This is a genomic window from Crossiella sp. SN42, assembly GCF_023897065.1.
GTDB lineage: Bacteria > Actinomycetota > Actinomycetes > Mycobacteriales > Pseudonocardiaceae > Crossiella.
Map to the genome: position 1 here is coordinate 275812 of NZ_JAMHIV010000001.1, position 23741 is coordinate 299552.

6 protein-coding genes and 2 pseudogenes are annotated in these 23741 nt (G+C 73.2%); 5 read left to right on the top strand and 3 right to left on the bottom strand.

Going from position 1 to position 23741, the window contains the following annotated elements; genetic code table 11:
• Positions 1–140: 140 nt before the first annotated feature.
• The 5 genes and pseudogenes from M8C13_RS01150 to M8C13_RS01170 form a co-directional block, all read left to right on the top strand.
• Positions 141–9311 (top strand): annotated as a pseudogene (locus M8C13_RS01150) (SDR family NAD(P)-dependent oxidoreductase); the annotation flags it as partial.
• Positions 9312–9328: 17 nt separating this feature from the next.
• The gene (locus M8C13_RS01155; RefSeq protein WP_252478513.1) at positions 9329–10588 is read left to right on the top strand and encodes a cytochrome P450; all 1260 of its coding nucleotides are present in this window, start codon (positions 9329–9331) and stop codon (positions 10586–10588) included.
• Positions 10589–10660: 72 nt separating this feature from the next.
• Positions 10661–16147, top strand: a pseudogene (locus M8C13_RS01160) (type I polyketide synthase); the annotation flags it as partial.
• Positions 16148–16150: 3 nt separating this feature from the next.
• Positions 16151–20158, top strand: a complete 4008-nt coding sequence (locus M8C13_RS01165) for a type I polyketide synthase (protein WP_252478515.1) — start codon at positions 16151–16153, stop codon at positions 20156–20158.
• Between the two features lie 57 nt (positions 20159–20215).
• Positions 20216–21733 carry a carboxylesterase/lipase family protein gene (locus tag M8C13_RS01170; RefSeq protein ID WP_252478516.1) on the top strand — a complete coding sequence of 506 codons (1518 nt, stop codon included), beginning with the start codon at positions 20216–20218 and terminating at the stop codon, positions 21731–21733.
• A gap of 231 nt (positions 21734–21964) precedes the next feature.
• On the opposite strand, the gene M8C13_RS01175 is transcribed toward M8C13_RS01170, so the two are convergent.
• The 3 genes from M8C13_RS01175 to M8C13_RS01185 all read right to left on the bottom strand — a co-directional run bounded on the left by M8C13_RS01175 (position 21965) and on the right by M8C13_RS01185 (position 23729).
• Complete coding sequence (locus tag M8C13_RS01175; RefSeq protein WP_252478517.1) at positions 21965–22567, bottom strand: vitamin K epoxide reductase family protein; 603 nt, start codon at positions 22565–22567, stop codon at positions 21965–21967.
• Complete coding sequence (locus M8C13_RS01180) at positions 22564–23241, bottom strand: thioredoxin domain-containing protein (protein ID WP_252478518.1); 678 nt, start codon at positions 23239–23241, stop codon at positions 22564–22566. The genes M8C13_RS01175 and M8C13_RS01180 overlap by 4 nt, the downstream gene beginning before the upstream one ends.
• Before the next feature lie 95 nt (positions 23242–23336).
• Positions 23337–23729, bottom strand: coding sequence for a hypothetical protein (locus M8C13_RS01185; RefSeq protein ID WP_252478519.1), 393 nt, complete (start codon positions 23727–23729; stop codon positions 23337–23339).
• Positions 23730–23741: the final 12 nt, after the last annotated feature.

Sequence of the window (23741 nt, forward strand, 5' to 3'; positions counted from 1 at the left end):
TCCCGCGATGTAACCGATTCCGGAAGAACAACTGGCAGAAACACGCAATTCCCAGGCTTCCCGGTATTTCCGGGGAAGTTTCGGAACAAGCTTGATTCCTGTCCACCCGGAACCGAGCACCTGGGGAGCAGTGCGTGGGAGAGCCGATCGCGATCGTGGGTATGGCCTGCACATATCCCGGCGGCGTGACCACTCCGGCCGGGTTGTGGCAGGCAGCGATCTCGGGCGCGGACCTGATCGGGGAAATGCCGTCGGACCGCGGCTGGGACCTTGATTCCCTTTATGATCCCGATCCGGATCGGCCCGGTAAGTCCTACACCCGGCACGGCGGATTCCTCCAGCAGGCCGGTGACTTCGACGCCGCGTTCTTCGGCCTGTCGCCGCGGGAGGCGCTGACCACCGATCCGCAGCAGCGGTTGTTGCTCACCTCGGCCTGGCAGGCGCTGGAGGACGCCGGGATCGACCCCGCCTCGATCCGCGGCAGCCGGACCGCGGTGTTCGCCGGGGCGATGATGCACGACTACGCGCCGAGGGTGCACACCGTGCCCGAGGGGCTGGAAGGGCACCTGATCACCGGCAACACCGCCAGCGTGGTCTCCGGCAGGCTGGCCTACGTGCTCGGGCTGCGCGGGCCCGCGATCACCGTGGACACCGGGTGCTCCTCCTCGCTGGTCACCCTGCACCTGGCGGTCCAGTCGCTGCGCGCGGGTGAGAGCAGCCTGGCGCTCTCCGGCGGGGTGACCGTGATGGCCACGCCGGAGATGTTCGTGGAGTTCTCCCGGCTGCGCGGGCTGGCCCCGGACGGCCGGTGCAAGCCGTTCTCCGCGACCGCGGACGGCACCGCCTGGGCCGAGGGCACCGGGATGCTGGTGCTGGAACGGCTTTCCGACGCCGTGCGCAACGGACGCCGAGTGCACGCGATCGTCCGGGGCACCGCGGTCAACTCCGACGGCGCGTCCAACGGACTGTCCGCGCCCAGTGGTCCCGCGCAGGAACTGGTGATCCGGGAGGCACTCGCCACCGCAGGTCTGTCCACTGTGGACGTTGACGCGGTGGAGGCGCACGGCACCGGCACCCGGCTCGGCGACCCGATCGAGGCCGGCGCGCTGCTGGCCACCTACGGGCAGGACCGGGACCGCCCGCTGCTGCTGGGCTCGGTGAAGGCCAACACCGGGCACACCCAGGCCGCGGCCGGGGTGGCCGGGGTGATCAAGATGGCCCAGGCGATGCGGCACGGCGTGCTGCCCAAGATCCTGCACTTCACCGAACCGAGCCCGCACGTGGACTGGACCAGCGGCGCGGTGCTCCCGCTGGCCGAGCACACCCCGTGGCCGGAGACCGCCCGTCCGCGCCGGGCCGGGGTGTCCTCCTTCGGCATCAGCGGTACCAACGCCCACGTCGTGCTCGAACAGGCTCCCGAGCCCGCGCCGCCCGCCGCGGCACCGCCGGTGGTGCCGCTGCTGCTGTCGGCGACCACGCTGACCGCGTTGCGGGAACAGGCTTCCCGGCTGCGCGCGCACCTGGCCACGGAGACCTCTCTGGCCGACGCCGGGTTCACCCTGGCCACCGGCCGATCCCGGTTCGAGCACCGGGCCGCCGTGCTGGGCGCGGATCCGGCATCCCTGCGCGCTGGACTGGCCGCGCTGGCCGAGGGCGAGCCCGCGCCGGGGGTGCTCACCGGCACGGCCCGGCGGGAGGCGCGTCCGGTGCTGGTGTTCCCCGGCCAGGGCACCCAGTGGACCGGCATGGCGGTGCGGCTACTCGCGGAGAGCCCGGTGTTCGCCGAGCGGATGGCGCAGTGCCAGCAGGCGTTGTCCCCCTTTGTGGACTGGCAGCTGACCGAAGTTCTCGCCGACGAGTCCGCACTGTCCGAAGTGGACATCGTGCAGCCCGCGACCTGGGCGGTGATGGTCTCACTGGCCGCGCTCTGGCAGGCGCACGGCGTGCGGCCGGTCGCGGTGGTCGGGCACTCGCAGGGCGAGATCGCCGCCGCCACGGTGGCCGGTGCGCTGTCACTGGAAGATGGCGCGCTGGTGGTTTCCTTGCGCGCCAAGGCGATCCGGGCGTTGTCCGGCCTGGGTGGGATGGCCTCGGTCGCCCTGTCCAGAGCGGCGGCTGAGCGCCGGATCCAGCGCTGGCCGGGACTGCACGTGGCCGCGGTCAACGGGCCGGAGGCCACGGTGCTCTCCGGCGATCCGCGTGCGCTGGCCGAACTGGCCGAGGAGCTGGCGGCCGAGGAGATCCGCTTCCGCCGCCTGCCGGTGGACTACGCCTCGCACTCCCCCCAGGTCGACCTGCTGCGCGAGGAGCTGCACGCCGCGCTCGCCCCGATCAGACCGCGCCCCGCCGAGATTCCCTTCCACTCCACCGTCTCCGGCGAGTCCGAGATCTTGGACGCGGACTACTGGTTCCGCAACCTGCGCCAGACCGTGAAGTTCGACTCGGCCGTCCGCAGCCTGATCGCGTTGGGGCACACCACCTTCCTGGAGTGCTCCGCGCACCCGGTGCTCACCGTCGGCCTGCGCCAGCTGCTGGATGAGCTCGACCTGGACGGCGTCGCACTGGGCACCCTGCGCCGCGAGGAAGGCGGACTGGAGCGCTTCCTGCTGGCCGCCGCCGAGGCCCAGGTGCACGGCGTCGACCTGCGGCTGGACCACGTCTTCCCCGGCGCGCGGCCGACCAGCCTGCCCACCTACCCGTTCCAGACCGAGCGGTTCTGGCTGCTGCCGACCGCGAGCGCGCCTGCCACCTCGGGCCACCCGCTGCTCACCTCGGCGGTGGTGCTGGCCGGTGGCGACGGGCTGGTGGGCACCGGCTCGGTGTCGCTGCGGGCGTTGCAGTGGCTGGCCGATCACGCGGTGCACGGCACGGTGCTGGTGCCAGGAACGGCTTTCGCGGAGTTGGCCCTGCACGCGGGCGAGCTGCTGGGCCTGCCACGGCTGGTGGAGCTGGCGGTGGAGCGGCCGCTGGCGGTGCCCGCCACGGGCGAGATCGAACTCCAGCTGACCGTCGACGGCGCGGGAGCCCTCGCGGTGCACGCGCGGCCGGACCGCGACGCGGCCTGGACCCGGCACGCCACCGGCGCCCTCGGCCCCGGCGAACCCACGACCACGACCGCGATTCCCTGGCCCCCGGCCGCCGAGGAGATCGACCTGGACGGCGCGTACGCGCGGCTGGCCGAACTGGGCTACGAGTACGGGCCAAGTTTCCAGGGCCTGCGCCGGGCCTGGCGCGACGGCGAGCGCCGCTACGCCGAGGTCGAGCTGCCCGCCGGGCCCGGTCGCTTCGGCATCCACCCCGCGCTGCTGGACGCCGCCCTGCACCCGCTGCTGCTCGGCGCGGACGACGAGCTCCGGCTGCCGTTCTCCTTCGCCGGTGTCGAGCTGGCCGCCGTTGGCGCGACGACAATCCGGGTCGCGTTGACGCCAACCGGTCAGGACGCCTTCCGCGTCGAGATCACCGACGCGCTCTCCGGCGCGGTGTGCGCCATCGAGACGATGTCCTTACGGCCGTTGCGAACTGGGCTGCTGACCGGCAGCGACCGGTCGCTGTTCCAGGTCGGCTGGACGCCGTCATCGCGGCGGGCCGACCCCGGCCCGACCGAGGTGCTGCACGGCACCGGGGCGCACCAGGTGCTCGGCGGGATCCGCGAGTGGCTGGCCGCGGACCGGGACGGGCAGCTGGCCATCGTCACCAGGAACGCGATCGCGACCGGGCCTGCGGAGGACGTCGACCTGACGGCGGCCCCGGTGTGGGGCCTGGTGCGCACCGCGCAGACCGAGCACCCCGGCCGGTTCCGGCTGGTGGACCTGGACGACCCGGCCCAGCTGGACACCGCGCTCGGTTGTCCCGAACCACAGGTAGCCCTCCGCGACGGGCAGGTGCTGGTCCCCCGGCTGACCAGGGTCGCCGCCGGTGCGCCGCCGCGACTCGATCCGGCTGGCACGGTGCTGATCACCGGCGGCACCGGGACCCTGGGGCGGGCGCTGGCCGAGCACCTGGTGACCGCGCACGGGGTCCGGCACCTGGTGCTGACCGGGCGGCGGGCGGCGAAAGCACCGGAGCTGCCGGGGGCCGAAGTCCGGGTGGTGGCCTGCGATGTCACCGACCGGCAGGCGCTGGCCGCGGTGCTGGACGGCATTCCGGCCGAGCGCCCGCTCACCGCGGTGGTGCACGCCGCCGGTGTGCTGGCCGACAGCCCGGTGGCCACGCTCACCCCCGAGCAGCTGGATGTGGTGCTGCGCCCCAAGGTTGAGGGCGCCTGGCACCTGCACGAGCTGACCCAGCACCTGGACCTGGCCGCGTTTGTGCTGTTCTCCTCGGTGGCGGGGGTGATCGGCACGCAGGGGCAGGCCAACTACGCGGCGGCCAACAGCTACCTGGACGCGCTGGCCCACCACCGGCGGGCGCGTGGGCTGCCCGCGACCTCGATGGCCTGGGGACTGTGGGCACCCGAGTCCGGGATGACCGGGCACCTCGGCGCGGCCGATCGGGCGCGGCTGAGCCGGGCCCGGTTGCGGCCGATCGCACCGGCGCACGGACTGGCGCTGTTCGACGCGGCGCTGGGCGGGCCGCCGCTGTCCGTGCCCGCGCGGTTCGACCTCGGCGAGCACGGCGACCGGTCGGCGATCTTCGAGGGGCTGCTGGGGCCGAAGCGGCCGACCGCGGCGAAGCAGGCGCAACCGGTGGCCTTTGTGCCGGGTGACGAGCGCGCCGTGCTGGAGCTGGTGCTGCGCACGGTGGCCACGGTGCTGGGCAGCACCGGGGAGGTCAATCCCGAGCGGGCCTTCCGGGACATCGGCTTCGACTCGCTGACGGGGCTGGAACTGCGCAACCGGCTCAGCGCGGCCACCGGGTTGCGGTTGCCCGCGACCACGGTGTTCGACCACCCGACGCCCGCCCTGTTGGCCGCGCACCTGGCCGGGGCTGGCTCGCCGACGACCAAGACCGCCTCGCCTGTCATTGCCCCGCAAGATGATCCGATCGTCGTGGTCGGCGCGGGCTGCCGCTTCCCCGGCGGTGTGTCCACAGTGGACGAACTGTGGACGGTGCTGGCCGAGGGCCGCGACGTGATCAGCGAGTTCCCCGCGGACCGGGGCTGGGACGCCGGGGCCAGCTCGGTGCGGCACGGTGGTTTCCTGGCCGACGCGGCGGAGTTCGATCCCGGCTTCTTCGGCATTCCGCCGCGGGAAGCGCTGGTGATGGACCCGCAGCAGCGGATCCTGCTGGAGGTCGCCTGGCACGCGCTGGAGTCGGCAGGCATCGATCCGGCCGGACTGCACGGCAGCCGGACCGCGGTGTTCACCGGCACCATGGGCAGCGACTACGGGCACCGGGTGCACGAGGTGCCGGAGGACCTGAGCGGACAGGTCTCCATCGACAACGCCAGCAGTGTGGCCTCCGGGCGGCTGGCCTACTTCTTCGGCTTCGAGGGACCCGCGATCACGCTGGACACCGCCTGTTCCTCGGCGCTGGTGGCCATGCACCTTGCCGCGCAAGCACTGCGCAGCGGGGAGTGCTCGCTGGCACTGGCCGGCGGGGTGACCGTGATGACCACGCCCACCCTGTTCGCCGAGTTCGCCCAGGTGTACGCGCTGGCCCCGGACGGTCGCTGCAAACCCTTCGCCAGTGCCGCGGACGGCACCGCGTGGAGCGAGGGCGCCGGACTCGTGGTGCTGGAACGGCTTTCCGACGCCCGCCGCAACGGCCACCGGGTGCTGGCCGTGCTACGCGGCAGCGCGATCAACTCCGATGGCGCCTCCAACGGCCTCACCGCACCCAACGGGGCCGCGCAGCGGCGGGTGATCCAGGACGCGCTGACCGCCGCCGGACTGTCCACTTCGGACGTTGACGCGGTGGAGGCACACGGCACCGGGACCACCTTGGGCGATCCGATCGAGGCACAGGCCCTGCTGGCCACCTACGGGCAGGACCGGGAGCGGCCGGTGCTGGTCGGCTCGGCCAAGTCCAACCTGGGACACACCCAGGCCGCCGCCGGAGTCGCGGGCGTGCTGAAGATGATCCTGGCCATGCGGCACGGGGTACTGCCCGGCACGCTGCACCTGGACGAGCCGAGCCCGCACGTGGACTGGTCCGCTGGGTCGGTGGAACTCGCCACCGAATCTCTGCCCTGGCCGGAAACCGGACGGCCGCGCCGGGCAGGCGTCTCCTCCTTCGGCATCAGCGGCACCAACGCGCACCTGATCCTGGAACAGCCCCCAGCCGAGCCGGAACCCGAGCCCGCGACCGCGCCACCGCTACTGCCCTGGGTGGTGTCCGCAACCGACCCGCAAGCGTTGGAGCGTCAGGCAGAAGCCCTGCTCGACCAGCCGGGCGAGCCGCTCGACCTGGCCTACTCGCTGGCCACCACCCGCGCCCAGCTGCCCTTCCGCGCGGTCTACCTCGGCGCGGACCGGGCGGAGCTGCACCGCGCGATCACCGAGGGCACGGCGATCACCGGCGAGGTGCGGCGGGGCGCGACCGCCTTCCTGTTCCCCGGCCAGGGCGCCCAGCACGCCGGGATGGCCGCGGAGCTGTACCGGAGCGAACCACGGTTCGCCGAGGGCTTCGACGCGGTGGCCGCGGAACTGGACCGGCACCTGGACCGACCGTTGCGGGAGCTGGTCTTCGACGGCGAGCCGACCCGCACCGACCACACCCAGGCCGCGGTGTTCGCGGTGGAGGTGGCGCTGTTCCGGCTGCTCACCGCGCTCGGCCTGCGGCCGGACGCGCTGGCCGGGCACTCGGTCGGCGAGGTGGCCGCCGCGCACGCCGCCGGTGTGCTGTCGCTGGCCGATGCCTGCGCGCTGATCGCGGCCAGGGGCAGGCTGATGCGCGAACTGGGCCGGCCGGGGGCGATGGTCTCGATCCGGGTCACCGAGGAGCAGGCCAGGGAGTTGTTGCGTGGCAACGAGTCCGAGGTGGCGATCGCCGCGGTCAACGGACCCGACTCGGTGGTGCTCTCCGGCACCGAGGACGTGGTGCTCGCGTTGGCCGCGCGCGCCCCGCACGCCCGCAGGCTCGCGGTGGCCCAGGCCTTCCACTCCCCGCACATGGACCCGGTGCTCGCGCCACTGCGGGAGGTCCTGGACACCCTGGAGTTCCGCGAACCCACCATCCCGGTGGTCAGCTCGGTCACCGGGCGCGCGGCCACCGGGGCGGACCTGCGCAGCCCGGAGTACTGGGTGCGGCAGGCCCGCCACCCGGTCCGCTTCCACGACTGCCTGACCGCGCTGGCCGCCACCACCTACCTGGAGGTCGGACCGGGCGGCACGCTCAGCGCCCTCGGCCAGGAAACCCAGCCGGAGGCGGCGTTCCTGCCGGTGCTGCCCAAGGACCGGCCCGCGGTGGAGTCGCTGCTGCGCGCGCTCGCCGCCGCGCACACCAGGGGCGTCCCGGTGGACTGGGCCGCCTGGTGCGCGGGCGGGCGGCGGGTGCCACTGCCCGGCTACCGGTTCAGCCGCGAGCGGTTCTGGCTGCCGGTGCGCAACGCCACGGACCCGCTGCTGCACGTGGTGGACTGGGTTCCGGCCGAGCCCGCCGCGGCCCCGGCCGGTCCCTGGCTGGTGCTCGCACCGCCGGGCGAGCGGTGCGCGGAGATCACCGGCGCGGTGGCCGCGGCGCTGGATGCCGAGGTGCTGCCCTACACCGGCCAGGAACTCCCACCCGCCAACGGAATCGTCTCGCTGCTGGCGCTCGATCAGGCTGCCGAAACCACAGTGCCCCACTCGGTGACCGCCACCCTCGCCTTGCTGCAAGCCGTGCCGGAGGGAACTCCCGTCTGGGCCATCACCCAGGGCGCGGTCCGGACACGCGAACAGGATGTGCCGCAACCGGATCAGGCCGCGGTGTGGGGACTGGGCCGGGTGGCCGCGCTGGAAACCCCCGGCCGCTGGGGCGGACTCGTCGACCTGCCCACTCAACCGTCCGAAGTGGACTTCCGCGCGCTGCGCGCAGCACTCGGCGGGGAGGACCAGTCCGCCATCCGCAACGGCCGGATCTTCGTGCGCCGCTTGGCAATCGTGCCCGCTCGACCGGCCACCACGGTGGCTCCGGCCGGGACCGTGCTGATCACCGGCGGCCTCGGCGGACTGGGTCGTCACCTGGCCCGGCACCTGGCCGCGCACGGCGCGAAGCACCTGCTGCTGATCAGCCGCCAGGGACCGGACACGCCCGGCGCGGCGGAACTGCGCGCCGAGCTGACCGGCACCGAGGTCACCATCGCCGCCTGCGATGTCACCGACCGGGATGCCCTGGCCGCGCTGCTGCGGCAGCACACCCTCTCCGGCGTGGTGCACGCGGCCGGGGTGCTCGACGACGGTGTGCTGGACTCCCTGTCCCCCAGCCGTTTCGCCACCGTCTTCGACGCGAAGGTCGGCGGCGCTCGACACCTGGACGAGCTCACCCGCGAGCACCCGCTGGAGTTCTTCGTGCTCTGCTCCTCCCTGGCCGCCACCGTCGGCTCCCCCGGCCAGGGCAACTACAGCGCGGCCAACGCCGTCCTGGAGGCCCTCGCCCACCGGCGGCGCGCGCAGGGCCTGCCCGCCACCTGCCTGGCCTGGGGTCCCTGGGACAGCACCGGAATGGCCTCGGCGGAACTGGCCTCCGGCTGGCTGGCCCGGGGCATCAGGCCGATGGCGGCCGGGTCCGCCGTGGCCGCCTTCGATCGCGCGCTGGCCGCCGGCGGAGGCGAGTACGCGATCGCCGAGGTGGACTGGCCCCGTTTCGCCACCGGCCTGCGCCCGAGTCGCCTGTGCGACAACCTGTCCGGCGTCCAGCCCGCCGAAGAACCCAGTGCGCCACAACGGATCCGGCTGGACGAGATACCGGCCGAGGAGCGCGAGCCCTACCTGACTCAGGTGGTGATCTCGCACATCGCCGCCGTCTCCGGGCACCGCGCCGCGGACATCCTGCCCGGCCGGTCCTTCCGTGAGCTGGGGCTGGACTCGCTGGCCGGGGTCAAGCTGCGCAACCGGCTCAGCGCCGCGACCGGCGCGGAGCTGACCGCGACCGTGGTCTACGAGCACCCGACGCCGGTGGCCCTCGCCCGGCACCTCATCGAGGCGCTCGGCGGCGGGGTGCGGGACGCGGTGCGCGCCACCATGACCCGGCTCTACGAGCTGGAGCAGGCGCTGGCCGGGCTGCGGCCCTCGGCGGTCGGCCGGGGTGAGGCGATCACCGGGACGCTGGAACGGATCCTGCGGTCCTGGCAGGCGCGGGAGCAGGCCGCGCCGGTGGCGCCGGACCTGGACAGCGCCACCGACGAGGAGATCTTCGACCTGATCGACGGCGTGCTCGCCGAGGAACGATGACGGAGGAAGCGGGAACGATGAGCCTTGTCCAGGAAAGGGTCGCCAGCCGCGACAACCCGCTCTACAGGTTGCTGGAGCCGGAAACCCTCGCCGACCCGTACCCGCTGCTGGCCAAGTGGCGGGAGTCGGGCCCGATCGAGACCGAGGACGGGTCGCTGATCATCAGCGACTACGCCACCTGCATGGCGATCCTGCGCGACCACGCCGCCATGGGCAACGACACGCTGGCCTCCCCGGCGATGCGCAAGGTGTTCCCGGAGGCCACCGAGGAACCGGTGCTCAACTCCATCTTCTTCCTCGACGATCCCGCGCACGGCAGGCAGCGCAGGCTGGTGACCAAGGCGTTCACCCCGCGGATCACCGCCCGCTACGAACCCTGGATCACCGGGATCGTGGACGAGCTGTTCGCCAAGTTCATCGCCGACGGCGAGTTCGACGGGGTGGAGGACCTGGCCACCGCGCTGTCCCTCGGCGTGATCGCCAAGCTGCTGGACATCCCGGCCGAGGACATCCCGCTGCTGCGCGCGTGGTCCAGCGACATGGCGCTGTCCACCGAGCTGCCCACGCTGGTGGCCAGTTTCCACAACGCGGAGGTCTTCACCAGGGACGAGCTGATCCGGCTCACCCAGACCTCAACCACGGTGCACACCTACTTCGCCGACCTCATCTTCAAGCGCCGCAAGAACCTCGGCGAGGACCTGATCTCCAGCCTGATCCGCACCGAGCACGAGGGCCGCAAGCTGTCCCGGCGCGAGATCACCAACACGGTGGCCACGGTGTTCATCGCCGCGCACGAGTCGACCACCAACCTGATCACCAACGGCCTGCTCGCGCTCTCCCGCCACCCCGATCAGCTGGAGCTGCTGCGCCAGGACCCGTCGCTGGCCATCGACTGCGTCGACGAGTCGCTGCGCTACGACTGCCCGATCCTGCTGATCGGCCGGGTAGCGCTGGAAGGCAAGCGGGTCAACGGGATCGACATCGACAAGGACACCATCATCACGCTGGTGATCGGCTCGGGCAACCGGGACGAACGTGAGTTCCCGCAGGCCGATGAGTTCCGGATCCAGCGGCGCAGCAAGAGCATGGGCCTGGCCTTCGGTGTCGGCGCGCACTACTGCCTGGGCAACAGCCTGGCCAAGCTGGAGGCCGAGATCGTCTTCCGCACGGTCGCCGAGCGCCTGCGCGACTTCCACGTGCACGAGGACTCGCTGAGCTACCGCAGGCACGTGGTGGTGCGCGGCCTCGACACCCAGCGCATCACCTTCACCGCCTGATCCCGCCAGCCATGTCCACGAGGTGAACCAGTGTCCACAGTCGACGACGGCAAGATCCGCCAGTACCTGAAGAAGGTGACCGCGGACCTGCTCGCCACCAGGGAGCGGCTGCGCGCGGCCGAACAGCGCGATGACGAGCCGATCGCGGTGATCGGCATGTCCTGCCGCCTGCCCGGCGGCGTCGACTCCCCCGCCGCCCTGTGGGACCTGGTCGACGGCGGGGTGGACGCGATCTCGGAGTTCCCGCGCGACCGGCACTGGCCGATCGAGGAGCTCTACGACCCCGACCCGAACTCCCAGCAGGCCCGCCGGACCTACGTGCGCGAGGGCGGGTTCCTGGACGGGGCGGGGCGGTTTGACGCGGGCTTCTTCGGCATCTCGCCGAAGGAGGCGCTGGTGATGGACCCGCAGCAGCGGCTGATGCTGGAGCTCACCTGGGAGGCCTTCGAGTCCGCCGGGATCCGGCCGGAATCCGTGGCGGGCAGCCGGACCGGGGTCTTCGCGGGGGCGTCGAGCAACGACTACCAGATGCTGTGGCAGGGCACCACGCAGTACTCCCAGTACGCGATCACCGGCAGCACGATGAGCGTGATCTCCGGGCGGGTGGCCTTCGCCTTCGACTTCAGCGGGCCCGCGGTCACCATCGACACCGCCTGCTCTTCTTCTTTGGTGGCAACGCACCTGGCCGCGCGGGCGCTGCGCGCGGGTGAGTGCGGGCTGGCACTGGCCGGTGGGGTGACCGTGCTGTCCACCCCCGGCACCTTCGTCGAGTTCTGCGGTCAGGGCGTGACCTCGCGCGACGCGCGCAGCAAGGCCTTCGCCGCCGCGGCCGACGGCGCGATCTGGGCCGAGGGCGCCGGACTGCTGCTGCTGGAACGCCTCAGCGACGCCCGGCGCAACGGCCACCAGGTGCTGGCGCTGCTGCGCGGTTCGGCGATCAACCAGGACGGCACCAGCAACGGCCTGTCCGCGCCGAACGGGACCGCGCAGCAGGAGGTGATCAGGGCCGCGCTGGCCGACGCGAACCTCTCCCCCGCCGAGGTCGACGTGGTGGAGGCGCACGGCACCGGCACCCCGCTGGGCGACCCGATCGAGGGCACCGCGCTGGTGGCCACCTACGGCGAGCACCGGCCGGAGGGCAGGCCGCTGTGGCTGGGGTCGCTGAAGTCCAACATCGGGCACACCCAGGCCGCGGCCGGGGTGGCCGGCGCGATCAAGATGATCATGGCGATGCGGCATGGGCGGGCGCCGAAGTCGCTGCACGTGGACGCGCCGACGCCCAAGGTGGACTGGGGCGTGGACGCGGTCAACGTGCTGGCCGAGGCGGTCGACTGGCCCGCGCACGGACGGCCGCGGCGGGCCGGGGTGTCCTCCTTCGGGATCAGCGGCACCAACGCGCACATCATCCTCGAGGAACCACCGGCCGAAGATATGTCCACTGTGGACAGTGAGTCGGCGCTGCCGCTGCTGCCGTGGACGGTCTCCGGCAAGACGCCCGGCGCGCTGCGCGCCCAGGCCGCGCGGCTGGCGGAGTTCGCCGAGCGGGACCAGGCCACCGCGGCGGGCATCGCGCACGCGCTGGCCACCGGGCGGACCCACTTCCGGCACCGCCTCACCGTCTTCGGCCGGGACAAGGCCGAGCTGGTCGCGGAGCTGCGCCGCCGCGCCGAGACCGCGGACGGCGCGGTCACCGGTGGCTCGCTCGGGGTGCTGTTCACCGGCCAGGGCGCGCAGCGGCTCGGCATGGGCCTGCGGCTGGCCGAGGTCTTCCCCGCCTTCGCCGCCGCCTTCGAGGAGGTGTGCGGGCACCTGGACGAGCACCTGCCGCGCCCGCTGCGCGAGGTGCTGGCCCAGGACGAGGAACTGCTGCACCGCACCGACTTCGCCCAGGCCGCGCTGTTCGCGGTGGAGGTGGCGCTGTACCGGCTGGCCGAGTCCTGCGGCCTGCGCCCGGCCTACCTGCTCGGGCACTCCATCGGCGAGATCACCGCGGCGCACGTGGCCGGGGTCTGGTCGGTGGCCGACGCCGCCCGGCTGGTCGCCGCGCGCGGTCGCCTGATGGCCGCGCTGCCCACCGGTGGCGCGATGGTGGCCGTGCAGAGCACCGAGGCGGAGGTCGTCGCCGCGCTGGCCGGGCGCGAGCACCTGGTGTCCGTCGCGGCGGTGAACTCGGCCGACTCGGTGGTCATCTCCGGTGCCGCCGCCGAGGTCGAGGCCCTGGCGACGCAGTGGGCCGCGGACGGCCGCAAGACCAAGCGGCTGCGGGTCAGCCACGCCTTCCACTCCCCGCTGATGGAACCCATGCTCGCCGAGTTCAAACAGGTGGTCACCGGTTTGACCAGTGCGGAACCAGTTATACCGGTGATCTCCAATCTGACCGGTGGAATCGCCACTAAGGAGCAGCTGCGCGACCCCGGCTACTGGGTCGAGCACGTACGCCGGGCGGTCCGGTTCCACGACGGGCTGGTCACCGCCCGGGCGAACGGGGTCGGCACGCTGCTGGAGCTCGGGCCGGACGCGGTGCTCACCGCGCTGTCCCGGCAGGACGCCGGCCCGGCCGAGGCCGCGGTTCCGGCCCTGCGCAAGGACCACGACGAGGCGGAGAGCCTGCTGCGCGCGCTCGGCGAGCTGCACACCCGCGGCATCGACCTGGACTGGTCCGCGGTGCTGCCGCCCGCGCCCGCCCGGCTGGCCGACCTGCCCACCTACGCCTTCCAGCACGAGCACTACTGGCTGGTGCCCGACGGCGACTCGGTCAACCTGAGGTCCGCCGGCCTGGCCGCGGCCGGGCACCCGCTGCTGGGCGCGGTGCTGGCCACCGCCGAGGGCGACGGCGTGGTGCTCACCGGCCGCCTTTCCTTGCAGGACCAGCCGTGGCTGTCCGGGCACCAGGTGCGCGGCGTGCCGATCCTGGCCGGCACCGCGTTCCTGGAGTTCGCGCTGGCCGCGGGCGAGCAGGTCGGCTGCGACGCGGTGGAGGAGCTGACCGTGCAGGCGCCGCTGGCGCTGCCGGAGACCGGCGGGGTGCAGATCCAGGTGGTGCTCGGCGGCGAGGAGGAGTCCGGCCGCCGCCCGGTGCGGGTCTTCTCCCGGCCGGACCAGGACTCCGGGCGCTGGCGCGGGCACGCCACCGGTTTTGTCGGCGTGCGCACCGCGGTGCCCGAGGCCGCGCTGGTGCAGTGGCCGCCAGTCGACGTCACCCAGATCGACGTCGCCGAGGTCTACGACGAGGTGGTGGCCGGCCGCCACTTCTCCTACCAGGGCGCTTTCCGCAGCCTGCGCACGCTGTGGCGGCGGGACACCCCGGCTGGTCCGGAGATGTTCGCCGAGGTCGCCCTGCCGGTGGAGGCCGCGGGCGACGCGTCCCGGTACAACCTGCACCCGGCGCTGCTGGACGGGGTGCTGCACGCGGTCGGCCTCGGCCCGCAGCTGGACACCGTCGACGAGGGCCACGGCTCGATGCCGTTCTCCTGGTCCGGGCTGTCGCTGTTCGCCTCCGGCGCCTCGATGCTGCGGGTGCGCGTCACCGGCGACGACGGCGATGTGGCGATCACCCTGGCCGACGGCTCCGGCGCCACGGTGGCCACCGTCGACTCGCTGCTGTTCCGGCCGCTGCCCGCCGACGCCGCGCACCTGCACGCCGAGGAGGACGACTCGGCGCTGTTCACGCAGGACTGGGTTCAGCTGCCACTGACCTTCGGCTCGGAGTCGGCGGCGGAGCACTGGGTCGCGCTGGGTGGGCAGGCGCCGGACCGGATGCCCGACCTGCCCGCACCCGGGAGCCTCGTGCCCGACCTGGCCGCACTCCGCGCCCTGGTCGGTGCAGAGAACCCTGTGCCGGAGGCAGTGTTCGCCCGGATCGAGCGCCCCGCGGGCGAGGTCACCTCGGCCGTGCGCACCGCCGTCGGCGACCTCGCCGCGCTGCTGCGGGACTGGCTGACCGATCCACGTTTCGCCGACTCCGCGCTGGTCCTGTGCTCCCAGCAGGCCCTCGCGGTCACCCCCGGCGAGCGGCCCGACCCGGTCGTCGCCGCCGCCTGGGGACTCGCCCGCTCCGCGCAGATGGAGCACCCCGGCCGGATTCTGTTGGTCGACACCGACGACCTGCGCTCCTGGCCCCGGCTCGCCGTGTCCACCGCCCAGGCCGCCCGCGAACCGCAGGTGGCCCTGCGCGAGGGCGCGGTCTACGCGCCCCGCCTGCACCGCGCCACCCCTGGCAACGGCCAGCGGCCGCTCGATCCCGAGGGCACGGTGCTGATCACCGGCGGCGGCGGGCAGCTGGGCGCGGTGTTCGCCCGGCACCTGGCCGCCCAGGGCGCGCGGCGGATCGTGCTGCTGTCCCGGCGCGGCACCGCCCCTGCCGAGCTGGTCGACGCACTCACCGAGCTGGGCGCGGAAACCGTGCTGGCCCAAGGGGATGTGGCGGTGCGCGCGGACGTCGAGCGGGTGCTGGCCGACATCCCGGCCGAGCACCCGCTGACCGCGGTGATCCACGCCGCCGGGGTGCTCGACGACAGCACGGTGGAGACGCTGACGGCGGAGCAGCTGGAGAACGTGTTGTGCCCCAAGGTCGACGGCGGCTGGCACCTGCACGAGCTGACCAAGGACCTCGACCTGGCGCTGTTCGCCTGCTTCTCCTCCGCGGCCGGGGTGTTCGGCACCGCGGGGCAGGGCGCGTACGCGGCGGCCAACAGCTTCCTGGACGCCCTGGTGAGCGGCCGACCCGGCGGGGTCTCGCTGGCCTGGGGGCTGTGGGCCGCGGCCGAGCAGGACGGCATGGCCGCCACTATCACCGCGGCCAACCAGGCCCGGCTGGACCGCACCGGCGTCCGCGGCCTGACCGAGGCGCAGGGCATCGCGCTGTGGGAGGCCGCGCTGGCCTCGGGCCGGGAGCACCTGGTCCCGTTCCGGGTCGACCTCGGCGTGATCGCCAAGCTGGGCGCGGACCAGATCCCGCCGCTGCTACGCGATGTCGTGCGGCGCTCGGCCCGGCGCACCGCCGCCGGCCAGCGCGGCGGCGCACCGGCGGAAACCCCGCAGGCGCTGGCGCGGCGGCTGACCGGGCTGAGCCCAGAGGAACGCGACCGGCAGCTGACCAACCTGGTGCGCGGGCACGTCGCCGCCGTGCTCGGCTACACCTCCGCCGACGACGTCCCGGCCGAGGGCGCCTTCGGTGATCTCGGCTTCGACTCGCTCAGCTCGGTGGAACTGCGCAACCGGATCAACAGCGCGACCGGGCTGCGGCTGCCCGCGACGCTGGTGTTCGACCACCCCACCCCGGCCGCGCTGGCCGGGCACCTCGGCCAGGAGATCGCCCCCGACGCCAGGGACACCGGCGGCGGAGCCGGGGTCGCCGAGCTGACCGCGCTGGAAGACGCGGTGCGGCAACGGATGCTGAACGAGGAACAGCGCAGTGCGTTGCGCAAGCGCCTGCAGGGCTTGCTCGCCTCCCTCGGTGCGGCGCCGGGCCAGGACGTCGCGGCGGAGCTGACCGCCGCCTCGGTCGAGGAGTTGTACGCCTTCGTGGACCGCGAACTGGGTCCGGGAAAGGAAAACTGAGCCATGTCCGATGACCCCAAACTCCTCGACTACTTCAAGCGGGTGACCGCGGAGCTGCACCGCACCAGGGAACGCCTGCGGGAGCTGGAGAACCCCGAGGACGACCCGATCGCGGTGGTGGGCATGGGCTGCCGGTTCGGCGGCGGCGTCAGCTCCCCCGATGACCTGTGGGAGGTGCTCGCCGACGGCCGCGATGTGATCACCGAGTTCCCGGCGGACCGGGGCTGGACGCCGGAGGCGGTGTACCACCCGGAACCGGGCACCCCCGGCAAGTCCTACGTGCGCGCGGGCGGGTTCCTGACCGGGGCGGCCGAGTTCGACCCCGGCTTCTTCGGCATCTCCCCGCGCGAGGCGCTGGGCATGGACCCGCAGCAGCGGATCATCATGGAGGTCGCCTGGCAGGCCGTCGCCGACGCCGGGATCGACCCGGCAAACCTGCGCGGCAGCCGCACCGGTGTCTACATCGGACTGTCCAATGCGGACTATCTGACGGCGGTGACCGAGGTGCCGCAGGAGCTCGTCGGCCAGTTCTCCATCGGCAACGCGCCCAGCGTGACCTCGGGGCGGCTGTCCTACTTCTTCGGTTTTGAGGGCCCGTCCGTCACGGTGGACACCGCCTGCTCCTCCTCGCTGGTCAGCCTGCACCTGGCCGCGCAGGCCCTGCGCAACGGCGAGTGCTCGCTGGCGCTGGCCGGTGGCGTCACCGTGCTGTCCAGCCCGGTGCTGTTCGTGGAGTTCAGCCAGCAGCGCGCGCTGGCCCCGGACGGCCGCTGCAAACCCTTCGCCGCCAACGCCGACGGCACCGCCTGGGGCGAGGGCGCGGGAATCCTTGTGCTGGAACGACTTTCGGAGGCCCGCCGCAACGGTCACCAGGTGCTCGCGCTGCTGCGCGGCTCCGCGGTCAACTCCGACGGCACCTCCAGCGGCCTGACCGCGCCGAACGGTCCCTCCCAACAACGCGTGATCACCGCCGCGCTGACCTCGGCCGGGCTCGCCGCGGCCGAGGTCGATGTGGTGGAGGCGCACGGCACGGGCACCCCGCTCGGCGACCCGATCGAGGCCGAGGCCCTGCTGGCCACCTATGGCCGCGCCCGCGCCGCGGACCGGCCGCTGCTGGTCGGCGCGGTGAAGTCCAACCTCGGCCACACCCAGGCCGCGGCCGGGGTGGCCGGAGTGCTGAAGGTGTTGCTGGCCATGCGGCACGGCGTGCTGCCCGGCACGGTCGGCGTGGCCGAGCCGAACCCGAGGGTGGACTGGGACAGCGGCGCGCTGGCCCTGCTCAACAGGTCCCTGCCCTGGCCGGAAACCGGCCGCCCGCGCCGGGCCGGAGTGTCCGCCTTCGGCGTCAGCGGCACCAACGCGCACGTCATCCTGGAACAGGCCGAGACCGTCCCCGAGCCTGCCCCGGCCGCCACCAAGAGCCTGCCGCTGCTGCCCTGGCTGCTCTCGGCGAAAACCCCGGAAGCCCTGCCCGCGCAAGCGAATGCGCTGCTGGAGCACGTGCGCCGGACCGCACCCGACCCGCTGGACCTGGCCTGCTCGCTGGCCACCCAGCGCGGCCACCTGCCCTGCCGCGCGGTCATCTTCGGCCGCACCCTGGACGACCTCACCGAGGCGCTGGCCGCACTGGCCACCCACCGAGGTTCGCACGCGGTCATCGCGGGCAACGCGGTCGGCGACGGCGGCACCGCGTTCCTGTTCCCCGGCCACGGCATGCAGTGGGAGGGCATGGCCGCCGCGCTCAGCGCCGAGTCGGAGGTCTTCCGCACCCAGCTGGCCGAGTGCGAGAAGGCGGTCACCCCGTTCGTCTCCTGGTCGCTGGGCGAGGTGCTGCGCGGCGAACCGGGCGCGCCGCCGGTGCACCGCCCGGATGTGGTGCAGGTGGCCAACGTGGCGGTGATGATCGCGCTCACCGCGCTGTGGCGCTCGGTCGGCGTGCACCCCGGCGCGGTGGCCGGGCACTCCCTCGGCGAGATCGCCGCGGCCTGGGCCGCCGGCGCGTTGTCCCTGCCGGATGCGATGCGGGTCGCGGCCACCCGCGGCCGCCTGATGGCCGCCCTGGACGACGGCCCCGCCGGAATGCTGGCCCTGCCACTGCCGGAGTCCGACGCCCGCGCGCTGTTCGCGGACCGGACGGACCGGCTCTGGATCGCCGCGGTGAACAGCCCGTTCGCGGTCACCGTCGCCGGTGACGCAGAGGCGATCGAGGAGCTGCTGGAACGCTGTGGCAGCAGGGGAATCCGGGCTCGCCGGGTGCAGATCGAGGTCGCCTCGCACACCCCCCGGATGGAGCCGCTGCACGCGGACCTGGTCACCGCGCTGGCCCCGCTGCTGCCCGCGAAGCCCACGGTGCCGCTGGTGTCCGGCCACAGTGGACAGTGGATCGGCGAGGAGCCGCTGGACGGCGAGTACTGGTACCGCACGGTCCGCGAACCAGTCCGCTTCGACCGCGCGGCACAGGCCCTGCTGACCGACGGGCACCGGGTGTTCATCGAGGTCAGCGCGCACCCGCTGCTGGTGCACCCGGTGAGCGAGTCCATTGGCGCGGCAGGGGTTTCCGCGCTCGCGGTGCAGACGCTGCACCGCGAGGACGCCGGCCTGTCCCGGTTCGTGCGCGCGCTCGGTGAGGCCTACATCGCCGGGGTGGCCATCGACTGGCAGGCGGTGTTCGCGGGCACCGGCGCACAACGGGTCTCCCTGCCCGGCTACGCCTTCCAGCGGGACCGCTACTGGCTGCACCGGGAATGGCAGAACCCCCGCCTCACCGCCGACGGCCAGGCCCTGCCCACCGGCGGCCCGGTCTCCCCCGCGGCCCGGCTGTGGGCGCTGCCCGAGGAGGACCGCGAGGCCGAGCTGATCGACGTGATCCGCAGCCACGTCGCCGTGGTGCTGGACCACCCGACCTCGGCGGACGTGCCGCTGGAGACGACGTTCCGGGACCAGGGCCTGGAGTCGTTGAGCGCCATGCAGTTGCGCGGCCGGGTCAGCACCGCCACCGGCATCGAGTTCAGCCTCGGCGACATCCTCAACTACCCCACCGTCACCGACCTGGCCGAGCTCGCGGCGGAGAAACTGGCCGAGATGGCCGAGCAGGACACCCTGTCCACCCCGGTCCCCGAGCCGGCACCGACTCAAGCGTCACCGGAGACCTCGGACAGCCTGGCGTCGGTCTACATCGGCGCGATCGAGAGCGGAAAGCTCAACGCCGCCCTGCGATTGGCCCGCGCGGTCTCCGAAACCAGGGAAACCTTCGACCGCGAGGACCCCAGGGACCTGGCCCGCCTGGTCAAGGTCAGCGACGGCGGCGACGGCCCACTCCTCATCGGCCTCACCCCGCCCATCTTCCCCAACCTGGACCTGCCCTACACCTACCTGCACTCGGCCCTGCGCCCCGCCGCCGAGGTCTGGTCCCTGTGGGCCCCCGGCTTCGACGGCGACATCCCCCTCCCCGCCGACCGCCCGGCCCTGTTCCGCATGCTGGCCAGGGCGGTGCGGTCCCGCTTCGCCGACACGCCCTACGTGCTGGTCGGCTACTCCTCCGGCGGCTACCTGGCCCACGGCCTGGTCGAACAACTGGAGGCGGATGGCGTCGAGGTGCCCGCCCTGGTGCTCATCGACACCTACCTGCCGGAGGCCGAGGCAGCGCAAACCGAGGTGCAGAGCGAGTTCATGCAGGAGCAGATCCGCCGCCGCGACCTGATGACCGCCTCGGTGGCCCAGCCGGGCCGCACGGCCACCACCACCGGCCAGATCGGCGCCATGGGCGGCTACAACCGCCTGTTCGGCGACTGGACCCCACAACCGGTCCGCGCGCCGATCCTGCACCTGACCGCCCGCGACGGCGTGGGCGGCATCGCGGTCAACCCCACCGACCGCCGCTTCCCGCGATCGCTGGTGCAACGCCAGGAGTCCGTTCCCGGCGACCACTTCACCATGCTGTCCCGGCATGCCGAGGAGGTCGCGTCCCGCTTGCGCGCGTGGCTGCCGGAGGTGCTGCCGACCGGCCGGTAGAGGTTTGTGATACGTTCGTATCATCAAGTGGGCGGGGCGACGAGCCGGGGGGCCACGATGATCACGAAACTGCTGCTCACGATCACCACACTGGCTGGTGTCACCGTGGGCCCGCCGCACGACCCGGCGCTGGCGCGCACCGACGCCGGGGTCGTGCGCGGCACGGTCAACGCGGATCACCGCAGTTTCCAGGGAATCCCGTTCGCCGCGCCACCGACCGGACGGCTGCGCTGGCAGCCGCCGCGACCGGTCGCGCCGTGGCCGGGGATCCGGGCGGCCACCGCGCCGGGCTCGATCTGCGCTCAGGGCGTCCCCGGGCAGAAACCGTTGAGCGTCAACGAGGACTGCCTGTACCTCAACGTCACCACCCCCACGACGCCAGGTCCGCACCCGGTGCTGGTGTGGCTGCACGGTGGGGCGTTCACCCTCGGCGGCGGCAGCTACTACGACCCGGCCAGGATGGTGGCCAGCGGCCGGGTCGTAGTCGTCACCGTCAACTACCGGCTGGGCGTCTTCGGCTACTTCGGGCACCCGGGTCTTGGCCGGGACTCCGGTTCCTACGGCCTGCTCGACCAGCTCGCCGCGCTGCACTGGGTGCGGCGCAACGCATCCGCCTTCGGTGGCGACCCCACCGCGGTCACCGTGGCTGGCGAGTCCGCCGGCGGACTGAGCGCCTGCGCGATGCTGACCACACCGGCCGCGGCGGGCCTGTTCCAGCGGGCGATCATCCAGAGCGGGTCCTGCGCGATGGACTGGCCTGCCAACGGCACCGCGCCCGGGGTCCGGCCGGGATCGCCGTTCCTGAGCACCGAGCGCGTGCAAGCCCAGGGCGCGGCACTGGCCGCGGCGCGGGGCTGTCCGACAGTGGACTGCCTGCGCGAGCCCAGCGCGGCGGACCTGCTCGCCGAGCCACTCGCCGCCGGTTTCACGCACCTGGCCTACGGCGGTCCGGTGCTGACCGAACGCCCGGTAGAGGCGTTGCGCAAGGGACACGTGCTGCCGGTGCCGGTGCTGATCGGCCACACCCGGGACGAGGGCAGGCTTTTCGGCTCCTTCTTCGCCAGGCCGGGCACCGAGCAGACGATCACCGAGGCCCACTACCGCGAACTGGCCGCCACCGCCTTCGGCACCCAGGCCGGGCGGGTGCTGGCGCGCTACCCGGTCGCCGCGCACGGTTCGCCGATCGCCGCGTGGAGCGACGCGATGACCGACCGGGTCTGGGCCTGCCCGACCCTGGAGACCGCGCGCCTGCTCCGCGCGGTGACGCCCACCCACTCCTTCGAGTTCGCCGACCGCACCGCGCCATCGTTGCTGCCACCGCCCAAGGACCTGCCGCTCGGCGCGTACCACGGCGCCGAACTGCCATACCTGTTCGACTCCCCCGGGGTGCTACCCGCGTTGACCGCCCCGGCGCAGCACGCGCTGTCGGCGGAGATGTTGCGGCACTGGACCGCGTTCGCCCGCGGTGAGCGACTGCCCTGGCCGCAGGTCCCGGCCGTGCGGCAGTTGGGCAGGCCCGCGACCAATCCCGCGGTGGAGCACCAGTGCGGGTTCTGGGCGGGGGTCGCGGGCTAGCCGCCGAGTTGGGCGTCGAGCCAGGCGGTCGGTGACGCCGCGCCGGTAGTTCTCCACGGTGACCCGCAGGCGGTGCAGCTCGGCGCGGGCGGCGGTGGGGAAACCGTTGCGGCGCAACTGTTCGGCGGTGCCGCGCCCCGGACCGGCCCCGCTGGCAGGTCCAGCGTGGCCGGTAGCCGGGCGCCGTCGGCCGGGACGCTCAGTTCCATGCCCGGCAGTCAAGCACGGCGGTCAGACCAGCGTGGTCCAGTAGGTCCAGAACGCGTGCAGCACCGCGATCACGATCACCAGGAACCAGCCGGTGAGCACCACCGTGTGGAAGGTGAGCAGCCCTCGCCAGCCGCGCGGCGCCGGGAGGTGGCCGTGGTGCAGGTTGTGCAGCGTGACGTAGTAGAAGATCGGGATGGTCACCGCCCACACCACCATGCAGTACGGGCACAGCGCGCCGATCCGGTACAGGCTCTGGAAGATCAGCCAGTGCACGAAGACGACGCCGAGGGTGGCGCCCGCTTGCAGGCCGAGCCAGAACCAGCGGTGGAACCGGGCGCCGGTCAGCAGGGCGAGGCCGATGGTGGTGACCACGGCGAAGCCGGCGATGCCCAGCAGTGGGTTGGGAAAGCCGAAGACCGAGGCCTGCTCCGTCTTCATCACCGAGCCGCAGCTGAGCACCGGGTTCAGGCTGCAACTGGGGATATAGCTGGGGTTTCGCAGCAGCGCGATCTTCTCGACGGTGAGCACGACGGCCGCGGTGAGGCCGGTCGCGCCGCCGATGGCGAGCAGCCAGGGCAGCAGGCGGAGCGGGAACGGGGCCCGCTCCGCCGGGGTGGCCGTCATTTCGCCAGTGCCGCGTCGATGGCCGCCTTGAGGACCTCGTAACTGGCGCGGCCGGAGACCTTGGCGCCGTTGACGAAGAAGGTCGGGGTGCCCTGGACGCCGATGCTGGCGCCGTCCTTGCGGTCGGCCAGCACGCGGGCCTGGGTGGCCGGGTCGTCCAGGTCGCGTTCGAAGGCGGGCAGGTCGAGGCCGAGGCGGCGGGCGAAGCCGAGGAAGGTGGCGCGGTGGTCGGTCTGCTGGTCGCCCCACTCCCGCTGGGTCTCGAACATCAGCTGGTACATCGCCTCCAGCTTGCCCTGCCTGCCCGCAGCCTCCACCACGCGCGCGGCCAGTTCGGCGTTGCGGTGGCTGGGAATCGGGAAGTAGCGCAGCACGAAGGTGACCTTGCCCGCGTACTCCGCGCGCAGCCGCTCCACACCGGGGTAGATCGCGCCGCAGACCTCGCACTCCAGGTCGGCGAACTCGACCACGGTGACCTTGCCGTCGGCTGCGGTGGAGAGCTTGTGGCTGTCCGGGCGGACCAGCACCTCGGCGGGCACGGTGGGCGGCGCGCCCTGCGGACCGGGCTGGGCGGCGGGGGCCGGGGTGTTGGGGCGGGCGAAGACGAACAGGCCGGTGAGCACCGCGGCGACCACGGCGAGCACGGTGAGGGTGATCTTGGTGTTGGCAGTCATGGGTATCCCCTGGGATCTGGGTGGATGCGGGCAGGCGCGAACGCGCGCGGGCGCACGAGGTCGCCGGGACCTCGTGGCGGAGCGAACGGTTCGGCCTACGTGCGCAGCACGCAGAGCAGGGCGAGACTGGGCGCCGGGTGGTGTCGCCTGGTGGGCGGCCGGGGTGCCCTGAGCTGGGCGAGCAGGGTGGTCAGCGGCCGTGGACCGGCCAGTGCGACCAGCGTGAGCAGTACCGCGACCAGCAGCGCGAGGCAGGCGCCGAGCAGGTCGGCCGGGTCCTGCGGGCCGTGTGCGGGCGCCGCGGCGGACTGGGCGGGAACGCAGTCGTCGGCGACCAGCATCGCCACCGAGTACAGCGAGTGGCAGCCCGGCGAGTGCGGATCGTCGACGTGCGCGGACTCCTGCATCAGGACCAGGCCCACCAGCACACCGAGGACGGCAAGGGCCCGCGCGAGACCCGCTCGCGTGAACGCCCCTCCCCGTCGCATGAACCCAGGGTA